Origin of the sequence: Streptomyces sp. NPDC050619, from assembly GCF_040654815.1 — a bacterium.
GTDB lineage: Bacteria > Actinomycetota > Actinomycetes > Streptomycetales > Streptomycetaceae > Streptomyces.
Genome location: NZ_JBFAIR010000076.1, coordinates 1 through 22,145 on the forward strand (window position 1 = coordinate 1; position 22,145 = coordinate 22,145).

Sequence of the window (22,145 nt, forward strand, 5' to 3'; positions counted from 1 at the left end):
ACCTCAAGAGTCCGCGCAATCGAGCAGTTGGACGTGTCCCGGTCGAGTCGATGATCCATACCGGCGTCCTGCAGAACTTCGGTCCACGCATCCATAGGGTGATCCTAACTCCTCCTGGGTTTACTTTTCCATACCCAGGAAGTAGCGTCGTGGCCGGCACATCACCCCGGCCGCACGCGAGAAACGAGCGCGCAGGGAGACCTGCGCGAAGAATCACATCAACCACCAAAAACACCCACATGAAAGGCGGCCGACATGAAGGCATTCGTCGTCGAGAAGTACGGCAAGGACGGCGTACGCGCCGCAGAGGTACCCGAGCCCACGGTCGGAGACCGCGACGTCCTGGTCAAAGTGAGCGCCGCGAGCATCAACCCGCTGGACAAAATGATCCGCAACGGGGAGTTCAAGCAGCTCATCAAGTACAAGCCAGCGTTCGTGCTCGGCCACGACCTGGCCGGCGTCATCACGCAGGTCGGCTCCGCCGTACACGGCCTCAAAGTCGGCGACGAGGTCTACGCCCGTCCGCGCGACCTGCGGATCGGAGGCTTCGCGGAGTTCATCGCGATCGACATGGACGACGTCGCGCCCAAGCCGGCCTCCCTCACCCTCCAGGAGGCAGCCGCGGTGCCCCTGGTGGCCCTGGCCGCCTGGCAGGTTCTCGTCGACCGTGCCCATGTGAAGCCGGGGCAGAAGGTGCTGATCCACGCCGGTGCCGGTGGCCTCGGTTCGACGGTCATCCAGCTCGCCAAGCACCTCGGCGCCACCGTGGCGACGACCACGAACACCGACACAGAGAAGCTGGTCAGGGACCTCGGCGCCGACGTCGTCGTCGACTTCACCAAGGAAGACTTCTCGAAGGTACTGTCCGGCTACGACCTGGTGCTGGACTCCGTGGGCGGTGCGAACCTCGAGAAGTCGCTGACCGTGCTGAAGCCCGGCGGCCTGGCCGTCAGTGTCGTCGGCCCGCCGGACACCGGCTTCGCCAAGCAGCTCGGCGCCCCCTCCTTCATGGGCCTGGTCATGAACACCCTCAGCCGCAAGATCCGCAAGCAGGCCAAGGCACTGGGCGTGCGCTACGAGTTCTTCTTCATGCAGGCCAACGGCTCCCAGCTGCGCAAACTCGGCGCCCTCTATGACAGCGGGAAGCTCCGCCCGGTCATCGACAGCACCTTCCCGTTCGACCAGACGCGCGAGGCGATGGCGCACGTCGAGCAGGGCCGCACCAAGGCCGGCAAGGTCGTGGTCTCGATGGTGCCCGCCAACGACTGAGACCAGGCCGACCACAGACCCTCCGCCCGGCACGGTCACCGGAGGGGGCGACGACGCCGTCGACGATCCAGGCTGCCGCGCGGCAGCCTGTGGGGCCCGGCGCTCCCCTCTCATGGACGCGCGACCCTGCACGCCAGCCCCTTGCGCGAGGCAATGTCCCGCTCACGGCGGACATGCTCAGGCCGGCAGCGTCCGTCCGTCGAGCGACGCACGTTGCCAGTTGGGAGCGCGGTCCTTGTCGACCAGGGCCGCACGGACGCCCTCCAGGAAGTCCGGCGTGCGGATGGTCGTGCGCGTGAGGGCGAGTTCGGCGTCGAGGCACTCGCGCAACGTGCGCTGCCTGCCCCGGGCCAGCAGGGCGTGAGTGATCTCCAGGCTCTGCGGCGAGGCGGACTCCAGGGCGACCAGCGCATCTGCCGCCCAAGGGGTGTCGAGGTGGCGCAGGCGTTTCTCGATCTCGCCGAGGGTCGGCGCGCCGAACGCCCAGTCCACGTCCCCGCGTACCTCCGCCAGCCTGCTGCCCGTCACCGGGGAACGGTCGGCGAGGCGGTTCAGGACGACGTCCACCGGTTCGCCGGGGTCGTCCGCCAGGGCATCCCCGACCGCGTCGATCCCCTCCGCGGGGACGAAGTGCGTGGCCAACCCCGTGTACAGGGCCTCGGCCGCGTCGAGCCGGTGCCCGGTCAGTCCCAGGTACATGCCGATCGCGCCTGGCAGCCTCGGCAGAAAGTAGCTGGCCCCGACGTCCGGGAAGAACCCGATCGCGGTCTCGGGCATCGCCAGCACCGCGCGCTCGGTGACGACGCGAAAGCCGCCGTGGATGGACAGACCTAGACCGCCGCCCATGCACACGCCGTCGATCAGCGACACGATCGGCACGGGATACTCGGCGATCCGGGCGTTGAGCCGGTACTCGGAGGCGAAGAACCGCTCACTGGCCTCGGCATCCCCGGCGAGGCTGTGCTCGCGGATCGTACGGATGTCTCCGCCGGCGCAGAACGCCTTCGCGCCGGTACTGGCGAGCACCACTGCGGACAGCGGTGTGTGCTCCCACCCGGCGAGCACACGGTCGATCGCGGCGATCATGTCTGTCGTCAGGGCGTTGAGCGCCTTGGGCCGGTTCAGCAGGATCCGGCCGACGCCCCGGTGGACGTCGGCGAGAACCTCGACCGCAGCGGTGTCAGTCATGGGTCAGCACCTCGTACTCCACGGTGACCTGGCTGTCGTGGCCATCACAGTTCCTCACTCGCCGGGTGTCAGGCGTAGATCTGCGCGTAGAGATCCTGGATCTCGTCCGCGGTGGGTACGACGGGGTTGTTGGCGGGGGATCCGGACGCGAGCGCCTGCTCGGCCATGAGGGGCAACAGGCGGAACCACTCGTCCTTGTCGATGCCATGGGCTTGAGGGGTGGGCACCTCAAGATCCTGGCACAGGGCTCGGAGCGCCTCGACGAGCCTATCGGCGGCCAAGGCGTTGCTGTCGCCGTCGGTGGCGGATCCGAGGGCGCGGGCGCAGTCGGCGTACCGGCTCTCGGCGGCGGGCACGGAGAACGCGGTCACCGCGGGGAAGAGCATCGCGTTCGACAGGCCGTGGGCGACGTGGAAGTGAGCGCCGATCGGACGGCTCATGCCGTGCACCAGCGCCACGCTGGAGTTGGAGAAGGCGATGCCGGCCTGGGTCGCGGCGAGCATCATCGCCTCGCGAGCCTCGGTGTCCGACCCGTCGGCGTAGACGCGGCGGAGGTGCCGGCCGATGGTCCGGATCGCGTTCAGGGCGAGGCCGTCGGAGAACGGATTGGCCTTGCGGCTCACGTACGCCTCGACGGCATGGGTGAGTGCGTCGACGCCGGTGTCGGCGGTCAGCCGGGCCGGCATCGACAGGGTCAGTTCGTAGTCGACGACGGCGGCGACCGGCAGGAACGCCGGCCCCAGACAGAGCATCTTCTCGTCCGTGGCGCTGTCGGTGATGATCGTGAACTGGGTGGCCTCCGAGCCGCTGCCCGCGGTCGTCGGGACCGCGATCACCGGAAGGGCCGGGCCGAGGTTGGTGTGCGGGGCCTTGTAGTCCCGCATCCGCCCGCCCTGGACGCCCAGCAGGCCGAGGGCCTTGGCGGTGTCCATCGGGCTGCCGCCGCCGAATCCGATCACCGAGTCCGCGCTGTGTTCCCGCAGCACGGTCAGGCCCGCGTCGAGCGAGTCGGTCGTCGGATCCGGGACGGTGCCGGCGAACAGGTGCGGCTGCACTCCGGCATCCCTCAGCGTCGCCATCAGCCGTTCCGCCGCACCGGTACCGGCAAGGAAGGCGTCCGTCACCAGCAGGGGGCGGCGCAGGCCCAGCCCTGCGACGACGTCGCCCAGCTCGCCGACGGCACCGCCGCCGACGCGCAGGATCCGCGGGAGGGAAAGGCTGGCAACCATGGCGGCCCTTTCGGCAGAACGGCGGGGCATGTCGCGCCCACTGCCCTGACTGTGCGGCCCCGCGCTGTGTGCGAACAACGACCAATAGCGCACAGCCGCTGTGCGGAAATGCAGATACGGTCGGGCCGTGCACCCCCACTCCCCGGACGAGAACCCCGCCCCGCAGCCGACCGGCTCCCATCGCCCGGTCGACCCGCGCAAACTCCGCGCGGACGATCTGCGCTACCTGCTCGCGCTGTCCCGTACCGGACGCCTGGTGACGGCCGCCGACGCACTCGGCGTGGATCACACCACCGTGTCCCGCCGTATCGCCGCGCTGGAGAAGAGCATCGGCCTGCGCCTCATCGAGCGCGGGACGGAGGGATGGACGCTGACGGACATCGGAAGAGCCGTCTCGGAGAACGCGCGCGCGATCGAGGAGGCCATCGACCGCGTCGTCGACACCGTGGCGGGCCAGGACTCGCCGTCCCTGCACGGCACGGTGCGCGTCAGCGCGCCCGACGGCTTCGGCACCGCCTTCGCCACCCCCGCCCTCGTGCGGGTGCGCCGACGGCACCCCCAGCTCCAGGTCGAACTCATCACGGCGACACGACAGCTCGCCCTGCGCCCGTCCGGTTTCGATCTCGCTCTCGTCATCGGCGTTCCCTCCAGCAGCCGCCTGGTGACCGAGCACCTCACCGACTACACGCTGGGGCTCTACGCCTGTGACGACTACCTCACCCGGCACGGCCGGCCGGAGACGCCGGCCGAGCTGCGCGAGCACCCGCTCATCTTCTACATCGAGTCGATGCTCCAGGTCGGCGACCTCGACATCGAACGCCACCTTCCCGGCATGACCCCGGCGTTCTCCTCGACGAACGTCTTCGCCCAGCTCGAAGCCACCCAGCAGGGGGCCGGCATCGGCGTCCTGCCGGCCTTCCTGACCCAGCGGACGCGACTGCGCCGGCTGCTCGCCGACGAGATCGACATCCGGCTCCCCATCACCCTGGCCGTCCGCCGCGAGGCCGTGACGCACCCCGCCGTACGCGCCGTATGGACCGCTCTCCGGCATGAGGTCACCGAACGGGCCGCCGAACTGCTCCCGGCATGAACTCCGATTCCGCCCTCCTGGCCGGCGCCCCAGGGTCATCTAGGTTTACTTTCCTATACTCAGCAAGTAGCGTCATGGCCGGCACATCCACTCGGCTGCCGCGGGGGAACCTCGCACGGCACCCGTCTGAGGAGGAGTACCACCATGGGAGCAAGCCCAGAGGCACACGAGTTCGCGGAGTTCTTCGCGAGTGTGAGCGCCAGGTCGTCGACACCCGGCCTCGACCTGGCCGTCATCCGCGACATCATCGACTCGAACCACAAGGCGTCGACCGAGCCGGAAGGCGTGACCTACGCCGAAGTCGACGCGAACGGCGTCCCCGCCCTGTGGGCCATCCCCGAGGGCGCCGACCCCGACAAGGCGCTGCTCCACTTCCACTTCGGCGGATCGGTCGCCGCGTCCATGCACTCGGACCGCAAGGCCGCCGGCCACATCGCGAAGGCGGCCGGAGCCCGCTCGCTCGTCGTGGACTTCCGCCGGGCCCCCGAGCACCCTCACCCCGCACAGCTCGACGACGCCGAGACCGCCTACCGGTGGCTGCTCTCCCAGGGCTACGAACCACGCAACATCGGCAGCACGGGCCACTCGATCGGCGGCACCCTCGCGGTGATGCTCCCGCTGCGCCTGCTCGCGCAGGGCGAGGCGACCCCGGGCGCGATCGTCAGCATCTCGCCGTGGACCGACCTCACCATCCAGAACGCGTCGGTGGACGCGAACGAAGACAACGACAAGTTGCTCAGCCGGAGCACCCTCGAATTCTTCCGGGCAGCCTGGCTGCAGGAGCCCGGAGTGGACTTCACCGACCCGCAGATCAGCCTCGTGAACGCTGATCTGACCGGCCTGCCGCCCACGACCGTCCACTACGGCGAGTACGAGACCCTCGCCGACGACGGCGCCCAGCTCGGCCGCCGCCTCACCGACTTCAAGGTCACTTCCGAGGTCCACCCGATGCCCGAGGGCCAGCACTCGTTCATCATGGGTGCGGGGCGCGTACCCGAGGTGGACCAGGCGATCCAGCAGATGGGCCAGTGGCTCCGTACGCACCTCGGCGCGTGAGCAGCAGCCGCACCTGACAGCGGGGGCTGCCGGCTGCCCCACCACCTCGATACCGGTGACCGGTCCGCCGGTCTCCGGCATCCCGCTCGACCCTGCCGGCCCGGCATGCGGTACTTGTGTCCGACACAGTTCCGCACGCAGCAACACCACCGTCCCTTGATGCCACGAAGGAGTGCGCGATGGGAACATACGAGGATGTCTTCCGCGCCAGTACCGAGGACCCGGAGAGCTTCTGGCTGAAGGCGGCCGAGGGCATCGACTGGGATGTCACTCCGCGACGCGCCCTGGATTCCTCGGGCGCACCCTTCTACCGCTGGTTTCCCGACGGTCGGCTCAACGTCTGTTTCAACGCGCTCGACCGGCACGTCGAAGCCGGCCGCGGCGAACAGCCGGCGCTCGTCTACGACTCACCCGTGACCGACACCCGGCGCACCTACACGTACGCGCAGCTGAGGGACGAGGTGGCGGCCTTCGCCGGAGCGCTCGCGCAACTCGGCGTGGGACACGGCGACCGCGTGGTGATCTACATGCCGATGGTCCCCGAGGCCGTCGTAGCGATGCTGGCCTGCGCACGGATCGGCGCGGTCCACTCGGTCGTCTTCGGCGGGTTCGCCCCGCGCGAACTCGCCCTCCGTATCGATGACGCGGCCCCGAAGGTGGTCGTCTCCGCCTCCTGCGGCATCGAGGGCAAGCGGGTCATCCCGTACAAGCCCCTGCTCGACCGGGCGATCGAGCTCGCGGTCCACAAGCCGGAGAAGAGCGTGATCCTGCAACGCCCGCAGGAGCCGGCCGAGTTGGGGCCCGACGATCTCGACTGGGGCGACCTGGTCGCCGCCGCGCCGCCGGCCGACTGCGTTCCCGTCGCCGCCACCGATCCCCTCTACATCCTCTACACGTCCGGAACGACCGGAAAGCCCAAGGGAGTCGTGCGTGACTGCGGCGGTTACGCGGTCGCCCTCCGCTGGTCCATGGGAGCCGTCTACGACGTGGGCCCGGGCGAGACGATGTTCACCGGTTCGGACGTCGGCTGGGTCGTCGGGCACTCGTACATCGTCTACGCGCCCCTGCTGGCCGGAGCCACGACGGTCCTGTACGAGGGCAAGCCGGTCGGCACCCCGGACTCGGGCCAGTACTGGCGCGTCGCCGCCGAGTACCGGGTCAAGACCATGTTCACGGCGCCGACCGCCTTCCGGGCGATCAGGAAAGAGGACCCGAAGGGGGCGCTCACCGCCGGCTACGACCTCTCCCACCTGCGCTATCTCTTCCTGGCCGGTGAGCGCCTCGATCCCGAGACGTATCACTGGGCGAGCGCCCTGCTGGGCATCCCGGTGATCGACCACTGGTGGCAGACCGAGACCGGCTGGCCCATCGTCGCCAACCCGGTCGGCATCGAGGCCGCTCCCCTCAAGCCCGGCTCCCCGACCCGCCCGCTGCCGGGCTGGGACGTCCGTGTCCTCGACGCTGCGGGCGAACCGGTGCCCGCGGGCGTCGACGGCGCGATCGTCGTGCGGCTTCCCCTGCCGCCCGGCGCGCTCCCCACTCTCTGGAAGGACGACGACCGCTACGTCGCCTCCTACCTCTCCGCCTACGACGGCTACTACCTCACCGGCGACAGCGGCCACATCGACGACGACGGCTACGTCTTCGTCATGGGCCGCACCGACGACGTCATCAACGTCGCCGGACACCGGCTGTCCACCGGCAGCATGGAAGAGGCCCTGGCCGCCCATCCCGACGTCGCCGAATGCGCCGTCATCGGCGTCGCCGACCAACTCAAGGGACAGATCCCCCGGGGCTTCGTCGTCCTGAAGGCCGGAACAGCCCGCGAACCGAGCGAGGTCGAGGCCGAACTCGTCCACCTCGTACGCGAGCGCATCGGCGCCGTCGCCTCACTCAAGGACGTCACGGTCGTCGCCGCCCTGCCCAAGACCCGCTCGGGCAAGATCCTGCGCAAGACCATGCGCGGCATCGCCGACGGCCGCGACGAACCCATCCCCTCCACGGTGGACGACCCCGGCGTCATCGAGGCCCTGCGCCCGGCCCTCCGCCGTACCGGTCACACCCCGTGAACGGCTGACAGCGCCCTGGCCGGCGGTGGGCGAGCGCGCCCACCGGACTCCGCGCGGCACGCCTGTCGGCCAGGGCGGGGGTACCTTTTGATTATGGGAACCGACGCCCATGCCATCCTCAGCGATCTCGCTCGGGGCCTCGCACCCCGAGCGGATGAATTGGTCGACGTGGTGCTGCAACACCTGGTCGACGGGCTTCCCGACGTGTGGAAGTACGAGGACATTGCCGCCTTGGCGCCAGTGGCGTTGTCCGAACAGATGGCCGCCGTTCTGGATTTCCTCGAGCACGGCCTTGGTATGACCGAGGTCAGGACGCCACCCGCCGGCGTCGAGTTCGCCCGCCGACTCGCTGAGCACGGGGTGCCGATCAGTGAGCTCCTTCGCGTCTATCGGATCGTCCACGCGGGTGTGCTTGAACAGCTCAATACGGAAATAGCCCGTGTCGCCGGGTCCCAGGAGCTGATCAACGCGACGACGCTCACCCTGAGCGCGATGGCCTTCGAGTACGTCGATCGAACGGCGGAACAGGCTGTCGCGGTATACCAGAGGGAACGCGACCGCTGGCTGCAGCGGCGGCTGATCGTGATCAACGAGGCCGGGACACGGATCGGGACCACCCTGGACACCACCCGCACCGCGCAGGAACTGGCGGACGTCGGCGCCGACCACCTCGCGGACCTCGTCACCGTCGACCTCCTGGCCTCCGCCCTCCAGGAGGAGGAGACGCACGCGGCGGCCGGTCCCGCGACGCTCCGCCGCATCGCCCAAGCGGTCTCGGACAACTGTCCGGACCCAGCGGTCGTCACAGGGCAGACGCACACCTACCCGGAAGAGTCGGAGCCGGCTCGTGTACTGGCCACCGGACAACCTTTCCGGCTCCGCGTCACCGCCGACGACCTCCCCCCATGGCTGGCGCTGTCGGCGGACCACGAGCTCGCCCTGCGCGCCCTGGGCCTGCGCTCCATACTCCTGGTCCCGCTGTGGGCCCGTGGAAGCCCTCTGGGGCTCGCACAGTTCGTCCGCCGTCACACGGCGGAGCCCTTCGACGACGACGAGTTGCTTCTGGCCCAGGAGATCGCGTCCAGAGCGGCGGTGAACATCGACAACGCCCGCCGCTACACCCAGGAGCGTTCCACCGCACTCACTCTCCAGCGCAGCCTGCTGCCGCACCACATGCCGGACGGGTCCGCGGTCGAGACGGCATCGCGCTACCTGCCCAGCGGATCGCGGGCGGGCGTGGGAGGCGACTGGTTCGACGTGATACCGCTGTCCGGGGCCCGCGTCGCTCTCGTCGTGGGCGACGTGATCGGTCACGGCCTGCATGCCGCGGCCACCATGGGCCGGCTGCGGACGGCAGTCCGCACTCTGGCGGACATCGACCTGACACCCGACGAACTGCTGACCCACCTCGACGACGTGGTCATCCGCCTCCAGCGCGAGGAGGAACGGGACACGGACGAGATCAGCGCCACCTGCCTGTACGCGGTCTACGACCCTGTCTCCCGCGTCTGCTCCCTGGCCGGCGCCGGACACCTTCCGCCGGCCGTGGTGACTCCCGCGACCGCTGACGACGATGCCCGCGCATCCCGCGTCGACTTCCCGGAGCTGCCGGTCGGCCCACCCCTGGGCCTGGGCGGACTCCCCTTCGAAACCGCCCAGTTCGAGCTGCCACCGGGCAGTCGGCTGGTGCTGTTCACCGACGGCCTCGTCCAAAGCCGCTCTCGTGACCTCGAGACCGCTCTCGCCCTGCTGGCCAACGTGCTCACCCGAGCCCCGGCATCGCTCGAGGAGACCTGCGACGAACTGCTCTCCGCACTGCTGCCCAGCCGCCCCGCAGACGACGTCGCCCTTCTCGTGGCACAAACCGCGGCTCTCGACGCCGAGCACGTCGCCACATGGGACCTCCCCAGCGACCCGGCAGTCGTCTCCAAAGCCCGCGTCCACGCATCCGACCAGCTGGCCGCCTGGGGTCTGGAAGAACTGGCCTTCACCACCGAGCTCGTGGTCAGCGAACTGGTGACGAACGCCATCCGCTACGGCAAGAGCCCCATCCAACTCCGGATGATCCTTCAGTCCGCCCTGACCTGCGAAGTCTCCGACGCCAGCAGCACCGCCCCGCACCTGCGCCGTGCCCGGGTCTTCGACGAGGGCGGCCGCGGCCTGCTCCTCGTCGCCCAGCTCACCGAACACTGGGGCACACGACACAACCGCGAGGGCAAGGTCATCTGGGCGGAGCAGGTGCTTCCGGCCTCCCTCGCCGACGTCTCATCCGCTATGGCCTGAGTTTCGAGCGGGAGCGAGTCACCGACTTCGGGCGCCTCATCCCGGCGTTCCCCGCCGAGGTCAAGGGAGTCCGGCATCGCCGCACAGACATCACCGGTGGCCGCCGATGCTCACCTTTGAGCGGGAGGCACCGGGAAGAGCATGCAGCTACTGGTGGCGTGGGCGAGGAGACGGTCCGACGCGTCGACCAACTCGGCCTGGGCGAGAGCGGTTTGACGGCCCTTGTTGACGATCGTGCCGATGGCGCGCACCGTGCCCGTCTCCACGGTGATCCGCCGCAGGAACTTCACGGTCAGGTCGAGCGAGGTGTACGCCACGCCCTGCGGGAGGGTGGACTGGACGGCGCAGCCCGCCGCCGAGTCGAGCAGGGTGGCGAAGATGCCGCCGTGCACGCTGCCGATCGGGTTGTAGTGCTCCTCCCCCGGCGTCAGGGAGAAGACCGCTCTGCCGGGCTCCACCTCGTCCAGGGTGAAGTCGACGGTGTAGTTGACGGGCGGCCCCGGCAGTCGCCCCGCCTTCAGCTCGCGCAGGAAGTCGATGCCGGCCATGCGTCCGGCGGCGTCCGCCAGGAGCGCGGGATCTTCCCATTGATACGTACGTGTTCGTCCCACGACCGACGCCTTCCATCTGACTCTTGTCAAGTGAACCTAGCTGTCGGCTCACCTGACTGTCAATAACGAAGCCAGACCCTTACGATGGAGGGATGGAGTGGCTTGAGGTGAACACGGAGAACTGCCCCGTCCAGCGCACGCTCGACGTGGTCGGGGAGAAATGGACGCTGCTGATCCTGCGTGACGCCGTCAACGGGGTCCGCCGCTTCGACGACTTCCACCGCCACATCGGCCTGTCGGAAGCCGTCCTCAGCGACCGCCTGCGCAAGCTGACCGCGGGCGGCATCCTGAAGACCGTCCCCTACCAGGAGCCGGGCAGCCGCCCCCGCAACGAATACCGCCTGACCCGCAAGGGCTGGGACCTGTGGCCCGTCCTCATGGCACTGAGCCAGTGGGGCGAGACGCACGCCCTCGGCCCCGAGGGCCCCGTACTGGACGTCCGCCACACCGACTGCGACGCCCCGGTCCGCGTCGTCGTCGAGTGCTCCGCGGAACACTCCACCCTCACTCCCCGTGAAGTCACCGCCCGGCTGGGGAAAGGCGCCCGCCTCCGGACCTGAGCCATCGACCCGGTCCGTACGATCACTGATCAGCAGCCAAAATCACGTGCCGAGCGTAATATTACGCGTGTCAGGTCATGGATTGGTCTTGAGTACAAGGCAACGGCCTTGCGGAGCGAATGGAGGAAGCTCATGGTGCGTTACGCCAAGGAGCACAAGCAGGTGACGCGGCAACGCATCATCGAGAAGGCCGGCCAGCGGTTCAAGCAGGACGGCATCGACGGCTCGGGCATCTCCACGCTGATGGCGGACGCCGGGCTCACCAACGGAGCCTTCTACGCCCACTTCGCGTCCAAGGACGACCTAGTCGCCCATGTCGTGGCCGGCGAACTGCGCACGCAGCTCTCGAAGTACAGCACCGTGCGGCCCGGCCGCCCCGGGCTCGAGGACCTCATTCGCGAATACCTGTCGCCCGAGCACCGGGACAACCCCGGCTTCGGATGCCCCTCCGCAGCCCTGCTCGACGAGATCGGCCGCTGCGGAGACGCGACCAAGCAGGCCTACACCGACGGCGCACAGGACGTCGTGGAGGAGATCGCCGCCCGGCTGACACCTGAGGATCCACAGTCCGCTCGAGCCAAGGCCATCGGGCTCTACACCATGATGGTGGGGACGTTGCAGTTGTCCCGAGCCCTGTCCGACCGTAAGTTCGCCGACGAGGTCCTTGAGCGGGGAATCGAGAACGGCCTCGCATTCATCAGCTGAGGGAAGGCCTACGGCCACTACTCAGAAACTCCGGACGGCGCCTCGAGCCGCTCGCCCAAAGGGCGTCACGGCGGCTCTGAGGCAACGTCCTCGGCCCAAGCGGCGACCGCACCTCACGCCTACTACCGTGCGAGGAACGCGAGAGCCCTCTCCACGAACTGGTCGTGGAACTGGAAGATGCCGCCATGGCCGGCGTCGGGGTAGACCACCAACTCACCGTTGGGCAGGCGCTGGGCCAGATCGTACGAGTTCTTCGTCGGCACCATTCTGTCGTGGTCGCCATTGGCGACGAGCACGGGCTGCTGGATGACGGAGAGATCGTGGGGCTTCTCCAGGCCCCAGCGGTGAATGGCCTTGAGCTGGTTGCTGTACGCGATGAGGGACATCGTCTTGTCCCGGTCGACGGTGCGCTCCTTCAGCCGGCCCACGAACTCCTTGCCGGCCCGACGCCCGCCCGCGGTGCGGGTGAAGAAGAGGAACTGCTTCACGTCCTGGAAGGTGAGCAGGGATCGGACGGTGTCGAGATGGGACAGCATCGTCACGTTCTTGATGCCCTCGCCGCCCGCGGGACCGGTGCCGCTGAGGATCAGCTTGCGGACCAGCTGCGGGTCGGTCCGCACGATCACCTGGGCGATCATGCCGCCCATCGAGAAGCCATGGATGTCGACCTGCTCCAGCCCGAGCGCCCGGATGAAGGTGACGGCGCCCCTCGCCATCTCCTGGATGGTGCGCGGGGTCGAACCGGTGGACGCACCGACACCCCTGTTGTCGAACGTGATGACGTGGTGCTTGGCGGCGATGCCGTCGACGACCCGGGGGTCCCAGCTGTCGAGGACTCCGTAGAGATGGTTGAGAAAGACCACCGGGACGCCGGACCGGGGACCGAGCTCGCGGTAGGCGAACGTCACTTTCCGCGAGGGCGCCCTTGGAGGCCGTGGGTGCCGAGCAGTTACCTGGGCCTCCCGGCTGCGGCTGCAGTCTGCGGGGTCGACGGGCAAAATCCATGAGCGTCGGAACCCTGAGCGGTCGAGCCTCGGCATCCCGTCAACCATTGACGTATGACCATAATCCTATGAGTCCGCAAGCCCGTAGAGCCGAGAAGAAGGAGCCGGGCGGGCCGGCCCCTCATACGCGTACGCAGGCACGTTGAGCCGTCGGTCATCTGCGCGAGGTCCCGTCGCCGGGACGCGCGGACCGTCGGCCGGGCCCAGCAGCCGGCGGTGCGGCGGCGCTCGCTCGGCCTCGACCGCAGGCGGCGGCACCACAAGTCGCTGCGTAGAGCAATGCCGGCGAGGTCGTCCGTGGCATGCAAACACGCACACGTACGTCAGGAGCGCGATGAGCCGGATATGGGTGGGGATCGGCAGCGGCAAGGGCCACCACCACGGCCTCACACTGGATGCCGACGGCAAGACGCCGCTGTCGCGGCGGGTCGCCAACGACGAGCCCGAACTGCTGAAACCGATCGGTGAGGTCCTCGACATCGCCAACGGCAGCGAGGTCACCTGGGCCATAGACATGACCGGCGGGGAACCCGCGCTGCTGCTGGCCCTGCTGGTCAACCACGGCCAGGAGGTCCTCCACATCCCCGGCCGCCTGGTGAACCGGGCATCCGACGGTTACCGCGGCGAGGGCGAGACCGACGCCCGCGACACCTACGTCATCGCCGACCAGGCCAGGATGCGCCGCGACCTGCGGCCCATCCGCCCCGGCGACGAAGCCGCCGTCGAGCTCAAACTGCTGACCGGACGCCGGGCCGACCTGGTCGAGGACCGCACCCGCGTAGTCAACCGCCTGCGCGGCACCCTGCTGAGCATGTTCCCCGCCCTGGAGCGGACCCTGGACGTGACCAACACCGGCCCGCTCAAGCTGCTGACGGGCTACCAGACCCCGGCCTCGATCCGCCGCGCCGGCATCACACGGCTGACCAGCCGGCCGGCCAACCGCAAGGTCCGAAGCGCACGTTCCCTGGCTGAGGCTGGGGTCGAGGCCGCCGAGCGTCAGCACACTGCCATCCCAGGGGAGAAGACCATCGCGAAGCTGGTCCACAACCTGGCCGAGGAGGTGATGGCCCTCAACCAGCAGATCTCCGAGACGGACAAGCTCATCGAGGGCCGGTTTCGCGAGCACGAACTCGCCGACATCGTCCTGAGCGTCCCGGGCATCGCCACCGTGCTCGGTGCGGAGTTCCTCGCCGCCGTCGGCGGCAGCCTGGACGAGTTCGACTCTCCGGACGCTCTCGCGGCCTTCGCCGGCGTCTCTCCCGCGCCACGCGACTCGGGCAGGGCCAGCGGCAACCTTCACCGGCCGATCGCCTACCACCGAAGACTCCAGCGCGTCTTCTACACCTCCGCACTCGTCAGCGTCCGCAGCGACCCCAACTCGCGGAAGTTCTACGACCGCAAACGCGCCGAGGGCAAGAAGCACGTCCGGGCTGTGCTCGCCTGCTTGGTGAAGGCCTTGGCGTACTGGAAGAGGAAGGCGTGGCAGACAAGGCCGTGAACCTCGCCGTGGAGGGTCCCCCGCGACGTTCACCTACCGGCGGTTGGGTTCGCAGGGCGGCGTCCCGCGATCCTGGGCACGCTCGCGGTCCAGTAAGCCAGCGGCCTGGACGGCGTGATGCTCCCCGCCGACAACTCCTACGTCGCGGTCCAGTACCTCGACAACGCCACTCTCGTGCTCTGCGCCGGCGCCGGCACGCTCATGACGCCGTTCTCCCGTTGACGGATGTGCGCGACATCGTCGACCGGATAGTGACCGACATCCCAGAGTGATTGAATTACGTTCACAATACAATGCAACAAGGGAGACCGCAGAGTGCGAGCGACCCCTCCGAGGAGAAGGAGCGTGCGGTGCGATACGGGACAGAGCACAAGCAGGCGACCAGGCAGCGGATCATCGAGGTGGCCGGGCGCCGGTTCAAGCGTGACGGCATCGACGGCTCGGGCATCTCGGCGCTCATGAAGGACGCAGGGCTGACCAACGGAGCCTTCTACACCCACTTCACGTCGAAGGACGACCTCGTGGCCACCGCGGTCGCCGACCAGCTACAGACACAGAACGCGAACATCGTCGCCCAGGCGGACCCCGGCCGCGCCGGACTCGAGCAGATCGTGCGGTGGTACCTGTCCGCCCGGCACCGCGACAGCTCCGACGACGGCTGCCCCTCCGCCGCCCTGCTCGACGAGATCCGGCGCTGCGCAGACCCCACCAAGCAGGCTTACACGGACGGCGTACTGATAGTCATCGACGGCTTCGCCGCCCGCCTGGCACCCGACGACCCGCTCTCGGCCCGCACCAAGGCACTCAGCGCCTACGCCATGATGGCCGGGACGCTACAGCTCTCCCGCGCGCTCGCCGACAGGCGTCTCGCCGACGAACTCCTCGAGCAGGGCATCCACAACGCCCTCGCACTGCTGGGCGTCGAGCACGAGTGCGCCAGGACCTCCACCTGAGGCACCGCAGTACGCGCGTGTCCGCACCGCAGGACGCCCGGCCGCACCCGGACGTCACAGCACGGCAGCCCCGCGAGCAACGGGCCTCGTTTCGGTCCATCGACCCACCACAAGCACCCCCGTCCACCCGCGGACGAGACATGGAGACGACGATGAGGGCCTTCACGGTCGAGCGCTAGGGCGACAAGGCAGGCGTGCGCGCCGGCGAGGTGCCGGACCCGGAGGTGGGCGCGGACGACGTACTGGTCCTGATCCAGGCCGCGAGCATCAACCCGCTCGACCGAATGATCCGGGACGGCGAGATGAAGGCGATCCTGCCGTACCGGGTCCCGTTCGTCCTGGGCAATGACCTGGCCGGAGTGGTGGTCGAAGTGGGCGCGGCGGTCACACGCTTCGCGGTGGGGGACGAGGTATTCGCGCGGCCCGACAAGGACCGGATCGGCACGTTCGCCGAACTCATCGCGGTGCACCAGGACGACGTCGCGATCAAGCCGGCCACCCTGACCATGAAGGAGGCGGCGCCCCTTCCCCTGGTCGCCCTGACTTCATGGCAAGTGCTGGTCGAGCGGGCGCACGTTCGGCCGGGTCAGAAGGTCCTCATCCACGCCGGTTCCGGCGGCCTGGGCACCACCGCCATCCACCTGGCGAAGCAGCTGGGCGCGCACGCGGCGACCACCACGAGCACGGCCAACGTCGACCTGGTCAAGCGCCTGGGCGCGGACGTCGTCGTCGACTACAAGAAGCAGGCGTTCGAGACGGTGCTGCACGATGACGACGTCGTCCTGGACTCACTCGGCGGCGAGACGCTTGTGCGGCTCCGGCTTGGTGTCCCAAGCGGGTTCTCGCCCGAGGCGCCGACCAGGACGCGGCGCAAGGAGTCCGCGCGGACTTCGTCGGGGCGCAGCATCGCCGTGGTCCGGGCGACGGGTGCACCCCAGTCGTAGCAGGGTGTACGACGTGACGTCCGGCGGCTGCTCGCTGCGGGCGTAGCCGCACTGGTCGGGGGCGACGACCCCGCACCCGGCCGCCGTCAGCGCGCCGAACTGGTGGCGCCAGGAGTACCAGCTGTCCGGCCGGCCCTGCCTTGAAGTGCGCGAGTGCCTGAGTGCGTGCTACTGCTTCAGCTGGGCGTACATGTCTTCCAGGTCGGCGGACAGCTGGGACTTGACCCAGCGGGTGATGTCGTCGGCCAGCACCTCGTGCGCCCCTGCCTCGATGCCGTCGAGTGCGGCCACGGCGATGTCGCGGGGGTCGGCCTTGGGTGCGTCGACGCCCGAGGTCATGTCGGTGTCCACGTAGGCCATGTGGAGCCCGGTCACCGCGATGCCGCGCGGCTGCAACTCCAGGCGCAGGGAGTTGGTCTGCGACCACAGGGCGGCCTTGGAGGCGCCGTAGGGCGTGCCGTCGGCCAGCCAGGACAGGGCGGAGTGGGCGTTGAGGATGTGGCCCCCGCCGTTGCACTCGATGATCTGCACGAAGGCCCGGGTGACCAGCAGCGGCCCGTAGAAGTTGGTCTCCAGATCCCGGCGCACGTCGTCCATCGGGGAGTTGAGGTACGAAGCGCGGACGGAGGCCCCGGCGTTGTTGATCAGGATGGTGACGTCCTGGGCCTGCTCGGCGGCGGCTGCCACGGATGCCGGGTCAGTGGCCTCGAGCGCCAGCGGAACCGCACCGGGGTGGGTCACCGAGCGCGGGTCACGGGCCGTGGCGTAGACCTTGCCGGCCCCGCGTGCGTAGAGCTCCTCGACCAGCATCTTGCCGATGCCACGGCTGCCTCCGGTGACGAAGACGTTGGCGTCCTTGATTGCTGTCATGACTACCTCCACGAAGAGGGAAACCGGTCGGTTTTCACCACCGTAAACCGATCGGTTTCATCATGCAAGTCGGTTGAGCGGCGGCTGACTACGGCGCGCGGTGTCAAGGTGGAGTCGGGCGGAGCCCAGGCCTCGGCGGCTGGCCTCGTATCCGTCGGCGGAGTCCGTAGCGGAGCGACTCGAGGAGTGGCGCGCGGTACGGCTCGATGTCGCCGGCGTGCCCGGCCGGCGCCTTGCGGGGCCGGCCGGGGGTCGGCAACCAGGGGCGGCCGACTGCTGGCAGTACAAGGACCGCTCAAGTACTGCGGGCGGGTCGGCGAGGCACGGCGACAGGGAAGGCAGGCGCGACGGCCTCCGACGACGCCTCGCGACGAGAGGCCCAGCCTGCGGGGACCGGCGGGCGGCGCGCCCGTACAGACGGGCCACGCGGCCTCCGCGAGCTGGAGCCCTCGTGCCGGAGTCGCGGGATGACCCGGCCTTTGATCCGGTCCTTGATCCGGCCCCCTTGCGTCACCCGTTTCGCCTGTTTCGCCTATGCGACACCGCGCCGGAGGATCACCCTGTGCGAGTTGAAGTCGCCCGTCTCAGCCGTGTGGCTCTCCCCCGCTTCGCGTCAGACCGGGACCGCTCATAGCCCAGCTCGGGCAGGTCGTGCCGGGCGAACGCGGGAAAGCGCCCGGCGGGCAACTCCGCATAGCCGCCGCTCGCCAGGCCGTCGAAATCCTGCACGAGTGCGGTGATGCCGTTCAGGAGCCCGGCGGGGTCGATGCGGTGACGGCGCATCAGGGTGTCGGCGCCTTCTTTCTTCTTGCGGGGTGCTTGGGTGCGGGCACGCGTCAGCCGGCGAGCTTGTTGATCTTGCGGATCTGCCTGTCGAAGGCCCGGGCGGGAGCGACGCGGCGCAGTGTGCTCACGCGCCGGCCATGGGGCCGGCGGTGTAGCGCAGCTTCGGTTCGGCGTCGGTCGCTGCCGCGACGATCGCCTTGGCGACGACGAGGGCCGGACGCCGTGGTCGCGGACCTCGTGGTCCAGGGACTCGGAGTAGCGCCCTCGATCGCGTGCTCGGAGGCGCCGTAGACGGCCACGTGGGGAGCGGGATGAACCCCTGTACGCCCTGTACGGCGAGAGGTCGATGACGCGCCCGCGCCCCAGGGCGCCGAGCGGGGTGACGCGTGAGGCGTCGCGGCCAGTCGGTCGCCGCGCCTGTTCGAAGACGAGGTGCGTCAGCCCATGCCTGCCGCGCCGAGCAGGGCGGCCACAGTGGGTGCTATGAGGCCGGTCAGGTTGTCCGCCTGGATTCCCGCGCGGGCGCTGGCGCCGTCGAAGACCAGGATGAGCTGCCGGGCCAGCAGGTCAGGATCGCTCGCACCACCCTGTTCGGCCTCGGAACGGAAAAAGGCCGTCAGGTTCGCTTTGATCTGGTGGGCCACCTGACTCGCAGGGTGGGCCTGATCCTTGAGTTCGATCTGCACAGCCAGGTACCGGCAGCCTCGGAACTCGGCCGCACCCGACTGCAACTCCAACCGCTCGAAGACGTGCAGGATCCGCTCACGGGGGGAGCGGCCATCGTCCGCCGGCGGCAGGAGCCCGGCCACGAAGTCGGCGGCACGCTCCTTCAGGCTCGCTGCCAGCAGTTCGTCCTTGCTCTCGAACAGCTGGTACATGGAGCGCTTTGACACCCCCGCCGCCTTGCACAGCGCCTCGACGCCGATGCCAACGCCGTCTCGGTAGGTGAGTGTGGCCGCCGCCTCCAGCAGCCGCTCTCTGGGACTTGGCTTCACTTGGGTGGTCATATCGCGAGGTTAACTCGAATCGAACGAAATAGAAACCGATCGGTTTCCAGGAGGGTCCCGGGATGTGCCCCAGGGATCAGACACACCCCTTCGTCGACATAGCCGCCGCAGCCGGTCCGTCAAGGTATTGCGGGCGATCCCCAACGACTCCCGGAAGGCGCCGAAGTGCCGGATCCCAGTCTGTAGAGGTCCCACCGTGCCGTTGGGTGAGCGGCGCCCTCCGGGCGCTTGCCGGGATAAACCGAGCGGTTTACAGTGACTCCCGTCCGAGGATTGTTGAACGATCCTCCTGGCATCCTTTTGCCACCTCCCGTGCTTCGACCGAGAAGGGACCGATGTGAGCAGGAACGAGAAGAGCGTGCCCCGCTCCGTCCAGGAAGCGGTGCACGCCTGCGCAGTCCGGGCCAAGCAGGGGTCGGCCGCCTTGGCCCGGGCGTCGGACGGGGAGATCGACACCGCCTTGCGCGCCATGGCGGAGCGGCTGCACACGGTACGCGACACGCTGACGGCGGCGAACCAGGACGACCTGAGCTCGGCCGCGTCCAGCGGAATGTCGAAGGCGCTCCAGGATCGCCTGCGGCTGACCGGCCCGCGACTGGAGGAGATGGCTACGGAGCTGCGTACGCTGGCGGATGTGCCGCACGAGCCGCGGGACAGCGTTCTCGAAGAACGCCCCGACGGCCTGGTTCTGCTGGAGCGCCACCGCCCGGTGGGTGTCATCGGCGCGAACTACGAGGCCCGCCCGAATGTGACTCTCGACGTCACCTCCCAGCTCCTCAAGTCACGCAACGGCGGCGTGCTGCGCACCGGTTCGGCGGCCCTGCGCTCCTCCCAGGCCCTGATCACGCACGTGATCACGCCGGCACTCACCGAAGCGGGACTGGACCCGGACGCCATCCAGCTGGTGCCCAGCGAGGACCGAGCGGCGGCCTACGCACTGGTGTCGCTGCCCGAGACCGTCCCCCTGGTCATCCTGCGCGGCAGCGGCGAAAGCACCCGGGAACTCGGCCGCGCGGCCGCCCGGCACGGCGTGCGCACCCTGGCGCACGCGGACGGCGGCGGAGTGCTGTACGTAGGCCGGGACGCCGACGAGAAGATGGTGCATGAGCTGGTCAGCAACAGCCTGGACCGGCTGGGCGTCTGCAACCGCCTCAATCTGCTGCTCATCGACCGGGCTGTCTACGAAGAGCTGCTGCCGGGCATCCTGAAGGCCCTCGAAGACCTGGACATCACGGCGTCGCTGCCGCCGCACACCCACGCGCGCGGTTACGAGTGGTCGCTGGACTCCGAGCATGCCGCAACGGTGACGATCGACGCCGCGGACGGCCCCCTCGAAGCAGCGCGGATCGCGGACGAAGAGACCTCCGGGCTTGCCGCTGCGGTGATCACACAGGATCCGGACGCCGCTGCCCAGTTCATGGACGCCTACGGTGGCTCAGGCGTCTTCTGGAACTCCACCACCCGTCTCCTCGACGGCTTCAAACTCCTGCACCTGCCGGAAACCGGCATCAACATCGACCGCGTCCCCGGCCCTCGCGGCCCCGTCACCTACCGAGACCTGTACCTGCGCCAGTACGTCGTCCGGCCCGCGTCGTCCATGCGCAGCTGAGCCGATACCGCGCCAGAGTCGACTTCAGCGCCGCCATCGAGCGCTTCCCGATCCTCAGCCACCCCAAAGGCATCGACGCGAAGCGATGAGCCGCGCCCTGCACCACTTCGCGTCGCGCTCGGCGAGTTCGCCTCGGACATCACCGGTAGCTACCGACCGGTTACCCAGGTGCTTGCTGCGGGAGGGTTTCACCTTCCGCCATCCGACGATCGACGAGACGGGCGCGGCAGACTGCGGGCGGTCACGTACCGCTGTGCCGCAGACTGGCACCGAACGCTTGACCGACCAGGGAATGGATTTCATGACTGACCGGCCTTTGACACTGATGGCAGTGCACGCCCACCCGGACGACGAGGCCACGGGAACAGGGGGCGTCCTGGGGCGTTATGCGGCGGAGGGTATCCGCACGGTGCTCGTCACGTGCACCGACGGTGGCTGCGGTGACGGCCCGGGGGGTGCCAAGCCGGGCGACCCCGGGCATGATCCGGCTGCCGTAGCCGCGATGCGTCGAGGCGAGCTCGAAGCGAGCTGTGACGTCCTGGGGGTCGGTCATCTTGAGCTGCTCGGGTACGCCGACTCGGGGATGATGGGCTGGCCGGCCAACACGGCGCCCGGATCGTTCTGGAGTACGCCCGTGGATGAGGCAGCCGCTCGGCTGGCCGAACTGATGCGGCGTTACGAGCCTGATGTCGTCGTGACCTACGACGAGAACGGGTTCTACGGCCACCCCGATCACATCCAGGCCAACCGGATCACGATGGCAGCGCTGTCGCTGACCGGGATGGCGTCGAAGGTGTACTGGACGACGGCGCCGCGCTCGATGATGAAGGAGTTCGGGCAGATCGCGCGCGAGTTCGGCGCGGACTGGGAGGAGCCGGATCCGTCCGAGGCCGCAGCGGGGCCCGAAATCGGCCTGCCCGACGAGGAGATCACCACGTGGGTGGACACCACTGAGTTCGGCGGTCAGAAGTTCGACGCGCTGGCCGCGCATGCCAGCCAGGGTGAGAACATCTTCTTCCTGCGGATGGGCAAGGAGAGGTTCACGCAGCTCATGGGCGTGGAGACGTTCGTCCGGGTCCACGACACCACCGGCGCACCCCTCCCCGAGAACGACCTCTTCGCCGGCCTACGCTGAGCTCCAGCCGACGGTCGTCCCTCGCCGGCGACGTCGACCGCATCGCCGCGCACTTACGCGAGCCGGAGAGGTCATACGAGCCTGACCGGCCGGCGTCGATCGGCAGGCGGACCAGGAGATAGGGCTTGCGTACGGGTGCCGGTCCGAGGTGACGGAGAGGGTGTCGACCCAGAGCAGGTCGCTCCCCTGGGCGAGGGTGCGGTAGGTGCCGTTCGGGTTTCTGCGCCAGAGGGAGTTGTGTTCCAGGTCGCCGCCGTAGAGCCGTCCCTTGTCGTCGCT

At 69.0% G+C, this 22,145-nt stretch carries 18 protein-coding genes and 4 pseudogenes; 12 read left to right on the forward strand and 10 right to left on the reverse strand.

Going from position 1 to position 22,145, the window contains the following annotated elements:
* Positions 1-255 precede the first annotated feature (255 nt).
* Positions 256-1,269, forward strand: a complete 1,014-nt coding sequence (locus AB0I77_RS51810; RefSeq protein ID WP_363290014.1) for an NADP-dependent oxidoreductase — start codon at positions 256-258, stop codon at positions 1,267-1,269.
* A 177-nt stretch (positions 1,270-1,446) separates the two neighbouring features.
* On the opposite strand, the gene AB0I77_RS51815 is transcribed toward AB0I77_RS51810, so the two are convergent.
* Positions 1,447-2,457, reverse strand: a complete 1,011-nt coding sequence (locus AB0I77_RS51815; protein ID WP_363290015.1) for an enoyl-CoA hydratase/isomerase family protein — start codon at positions 2,455-2,457, stop codon at positions 1,447-1,449.
* Between the two features lie 68 nt (positions 2,458-2,525).
* Positions 2,526-3,686, reverse strand: coding sequence for an iron-containing alcohol dehydrogenase (locus AB0I77_RS51820; RefSeq protein ID WP_363290016.1), 1,161 nt, complete (start codon positions 3,684-3,686; stop codon positions 2,526-2,528).
* A gap of 127 nt (positions 3,687-3,813) precedes the next feature.
* Between AB0I77_RS51820 and AB0I77_RS51825 the strand changes: the two genes are divergently transcribed.
* From AB0I77_RS51825 to AB0I77_RS51840, 4 genes are all read left to right on the forward strand, one after another.
* A complete protein-coding gene (locus tag AB0I77_RS51825; RefSeq protein ID WP_363290017.1) occupies positions 3,814-4,776 on the forward strand; it encodes a LysR family transcriptional regulator in 963 nt (320 codons plus the stop codon).
* A 144-nt stretch (positions 4,777-4,920) separates the two neighbouring features.
* On the forward strand, positions 4,921-5,832 hold the full coding sequence (locus AB0I77_RS51830) for an alpha/beta hydrolase (RefSeq protein ID WP_363290018.1): 912 nt from the start codon (positions 4,921-4,923) through the stop codon (positions 5,830-5,832).
* 179 nt (positions 5,833-6,011) lie between these two features.
* Positions 6,012-7,901, forward strand: coding sequence for a propionyl-CoA synthetase (locus tag AB0I77_RS51835; protein ID WP_363290019.1), 1,890 nt, complete (start codon positions 6,012-6,014; stop codon positions 7,899-7,901).
* Positions 7,902-7,994: 93 nt separating this feature from the next.
* Positions 7,995-10,184: a SpoIIE family protein phosphatase gene (locus AB0I77_RS51840; protein WP_363290020.1), complete on the forward strand. Its 2,190-nt coding sequence runs from the start codon at positions 7,995-7,997 to the stop codon at positions 10,182-10,184.
* 110 nt (positions 10,185-10,294) lie between these two features.
* Here the strand turns inward: AB0I77_RS51840 and AB0I77_RS51845 are convergent, their stop codons facing one another.
* Complete coding sequence (locus AB0I77_RS51845; RefSeq protein WP_363290021.1) at positions 10,295-10,795, reverse strand: PaaI family thioesterase; 501 nt, start codon at positions 10,793-10,795, stop codon at positions 10,295-10,297.
* 92 nt (positions 10,796-10,887) lie between these two features.
* Between AB0I77_RS51845 and AB0I77_RS51850 the strand changes: the two genes are divergently transcribed.
* Complete coding sequence (locus AB0I77_RS51850) at positions 10,888-11,355, forward strand: helix-turn-helix domain-containing protein (RefSeq protein WP_363290022.1); 468 nt, start codon at positions 10,888-10,890, stop codon at positions 11,353-11,355.
* Positions 11,356-11,487: 132 nt separating this feature from the next.
* Positions 11,488-12,060, forward strand: a complete 573-nt coding sequence (locus tag AB0I77_RS51855) for a TetR/AcrR family transcriptional regulator (RefSeq protein WP_363290023.1) — start codon at positions 11,488-11,490, stop codon at positions 12,058-12,060.
* A 122-nt stretch (positions 12,061-12,182) separates the two neighbouring features.
* Here the strand turns inward: AB0I77_RS51855 and AB0I77_RS51860 are convergent, their stop codons facing one another.
* Positions 12,183-12,968: an alpha/beta hydrolase gene (locus tag AB0I77_RS51860; RefSeq protein WP_363290024.1), complete on the reverse strand. Its 786-nt coding sequence runs from the start codon at positions 12,966-12,968 to the stop codon at positions 12,183-12,185.
* Positions 12,969-13,398: 430 nt separating this feature from the next.
* Between AB0I77_RS51860 and AB0I77_RS51865 the strand changes: the two genes are divergently transcribed.
* The 3 genes and pseudogenes from AB0I77_RS51865 to AB0I77_RS51875 all read left to right on the forward strand — a co-directional run.
* Positions 13,399-14,562, forward strand: a complete 1,164-nt coding sequence (locus AB0I77_RS51865; RefSeq protein ID WP_363290025.1) for an IS110 family transposase — start codon at positions 13,399-13,401, stop codon at positions 14,560-14,562.
* 350 nt (positions 14,563-14,912) lie between these two features.
* A complete protein-coding gene (locus AB0I77_RS51870) occupies positions 14,913-15,515 on the forward strand; it encodes a TetR/AcrR family transcriptional regulator (protein ID WP_363290026.1) in 603 nt (200 codons plus the stop codon).
* A 194-nt stretch (positions 15,516-15,709) separates the two neighbouring features.
* Positions 15,710-16,330, forward strand: a pseudogene (locus tag AB0I77_RS51875) (NADP-dependent oxidoreductase); the annotation flags it as partial.
* A 68-nt stretch (positions 16,331-16,398) separates the two neighbouring features.
* Here the strand turns inward: AB0I77_RS51875 and AB0I77_RS51880 are convergent.
* The 5 genes and pseudogenes from AB0I77_RS51880 to AB0I77_RS51900 all read right to left on the reverse strand — a co-directional run.
* Positions 16,399-16,594 (reverse strand): annotated as a pseudogene (locus AB0I77_RS51880) (alpha/beta hydrolase); the annotation flags it as partial.
* Between the two features lie 33 nt (positions 16,595-16,627).
* A complete protein-coding gene (locus AB0I77_RS51885; RefSeq protein ID WP_363290027.1) occupies positions 16,628-17,329 on the reverse strand; it encodes an SDR family oxidoreductase in 702 nt (233 codons plus the stop codon).
* 555 nt (positions 17,330-17,884) lie between these two features.
* The gene (locus tag AB0I77_RS51890) at positions 17,885-18,112 is read right to left on the reverse strand and encodes a hypothetical protein (RefSeq protein WP_363290028.1); all 228 of its coding nucleotides are present in this window, start codon (positions 18,110-18,112) and stop codon (positions 17,885-17,887) included.
* 53 nt (positions 18,113-18,165) lie between these two features.
* A pseudogene (locus AB0I77_RS51895) lies at positions 18,166-18,426 on the reverse strand (short-chain dehydrogenase/reductase); the annotation flags it as partial.
* 126 nt (positions 18,427-18,552) lie between these two features.
* On the reverse strand, positions 18,553-19,122 hold the full coding sequence (locus AB0I77_RS51900) for a TetR/AcrR family transcriptional regulator (RefSeq protein WP_363290029.1): 570 nt from the start codon (positions 19,120-19,122) through the stop codon (positions 18,553-18,555).
* 337 nt (positions 19,123-19,459) lie between these two features.
* Here AB0I77_RS51900 and AB0I77_RS51905 point away from each other — a divergent pair, with 337 nt between their 5' ends.
* Together AB0I77_RS51905 and AB0I77_RS51910 are read left to right on the forward strand one after the other, a co-directional pair.
* Entirely contained in the window at positions 19,460-20,731 is a 1,272-nt protein-coding gene (locus tag AB0I77_RS51905) for an aldehyde dehydrogenase family protein (protein ID WP_363290030.1), read from the forward strand.
* Positions 20,732-21,032: 301 nt separating this feature from the next.
* Positions 21,033-21,866: a PIG-L family deacetylase gene (locus AB0I77_RS51910; protein ID WP_363290031.1), complete on the forward strand. Its 834-nt coding sequence runs from the start codon at positions 21,033-21,035 to the stop codon at positions 21,864-21,866.
* Here AB0I77_RS51910 and AB0I77_RS51915 read toward each other — a convergent pair.
* Positions 21,858-22,145 (reverse strand): annotated as a pseudogene (locus tag AB0I77_RS51915) (hypothetical protein); the annotation flags it as partial. The gene AB0I77_RS51910 and the pseudogene AB0I77_RS51915 sit on opposite strands and share 9 nt — an antisense overlap.

Bases quoted from the DNA above. Each gene is read 5' to 3' on its own strand.
- AB0I77_RS51810 (WP_363290014.1), top strand. From the start codon at position 256: ATGAAGGCATTCGTCGTCGAGAAGTACGGCAAGGACGGCGTACGCGCC.
- AB0I77_RS51815 (WP_363290015.1), bottom strand. From the start codon at position 2,457: ATGACTGACACCGCTGCGGTCGAGGTTCTCGCCGACGTCCACCGGGGC.
- AB0I77_RS51820 (WP_363290016.1), bottom strand. From the start codon at position 3,686: ATGGTTGCCAGCCTTTCCCTCCCGCGGATCCTGCGCGTCGGCGGCGGT.
- AB0I77_RS51830 (WP_363290018.1), top strand. From the start codon at position 4,921: ATGGGAGCAAGCCCAGAGGCACACGAGTTCGCGGAGTTCTTCGCGAGT.
- AB0I77_RS51835 (WP_363290019.1), top strand. From the start codon at position 6,012: ATGGGAACATACGAGGATGTCTTCCGCGCCAGTACCGAGGACCCGGAG.
- AB0I77_RS51840 (WP_363290020.1), top strand. From the start codon at position 7,995: ATGGGAACCGACGCCCATGCCATCCTCAGCGATCTCGCTCGGGGCCTC.
- AB0I77_RS51850 (WP_363290022.1), top strand. From the start codon at position 10,888: ATGGAGTGGCTTGAGGTGAACACGGAGAACTGCCCCGTCCAGCGCACG.
- AB0I77_RS51855 (WP_363290023.1), top strand. From the start codon at position 11,488: ATGGTGCGTTACGCCAAGGAGCACAAGCAGGTGACGCGGCAACGCATC.
- AB0I77_RS51865 (WP_363290025.1), top strand. From the start codon at position 13,399: ATGAGCCGGATATGGGTGGGGATCGGCAGCGGCAAGGGCCACCACCAC.
- AB0I77_RS51885 (WP_363290027.1), bottom strand. From the start codon at position 17,329: ATGACAGCAATCAAGGACGCCAACGTCTTCGTCACCGGAGGCAGCCGT.
- AB0I77_RS51890 (WP_363290028.1), bottom strand. From the start codon at position 18,112: ATGCGCCGTCACCGCATCGACCCCGCCGGGCTCCTGAACGGCATCACC.
- AB0I77_RS51900 (WP_363290029.1), bottom strand. From the start codon at position 19,122: ATGACCACCCAAGTGAAGCCAAGTCCCAGAGAGCGGCTGCTGGAGGCG.
- AB0I77_RS51910 (WP_363290031.1), top strand. From the start codon at position 21,033: ATGACTGACCGGCCTTTGACACTGATGGCAGTGCACGCCCACCCGGAC.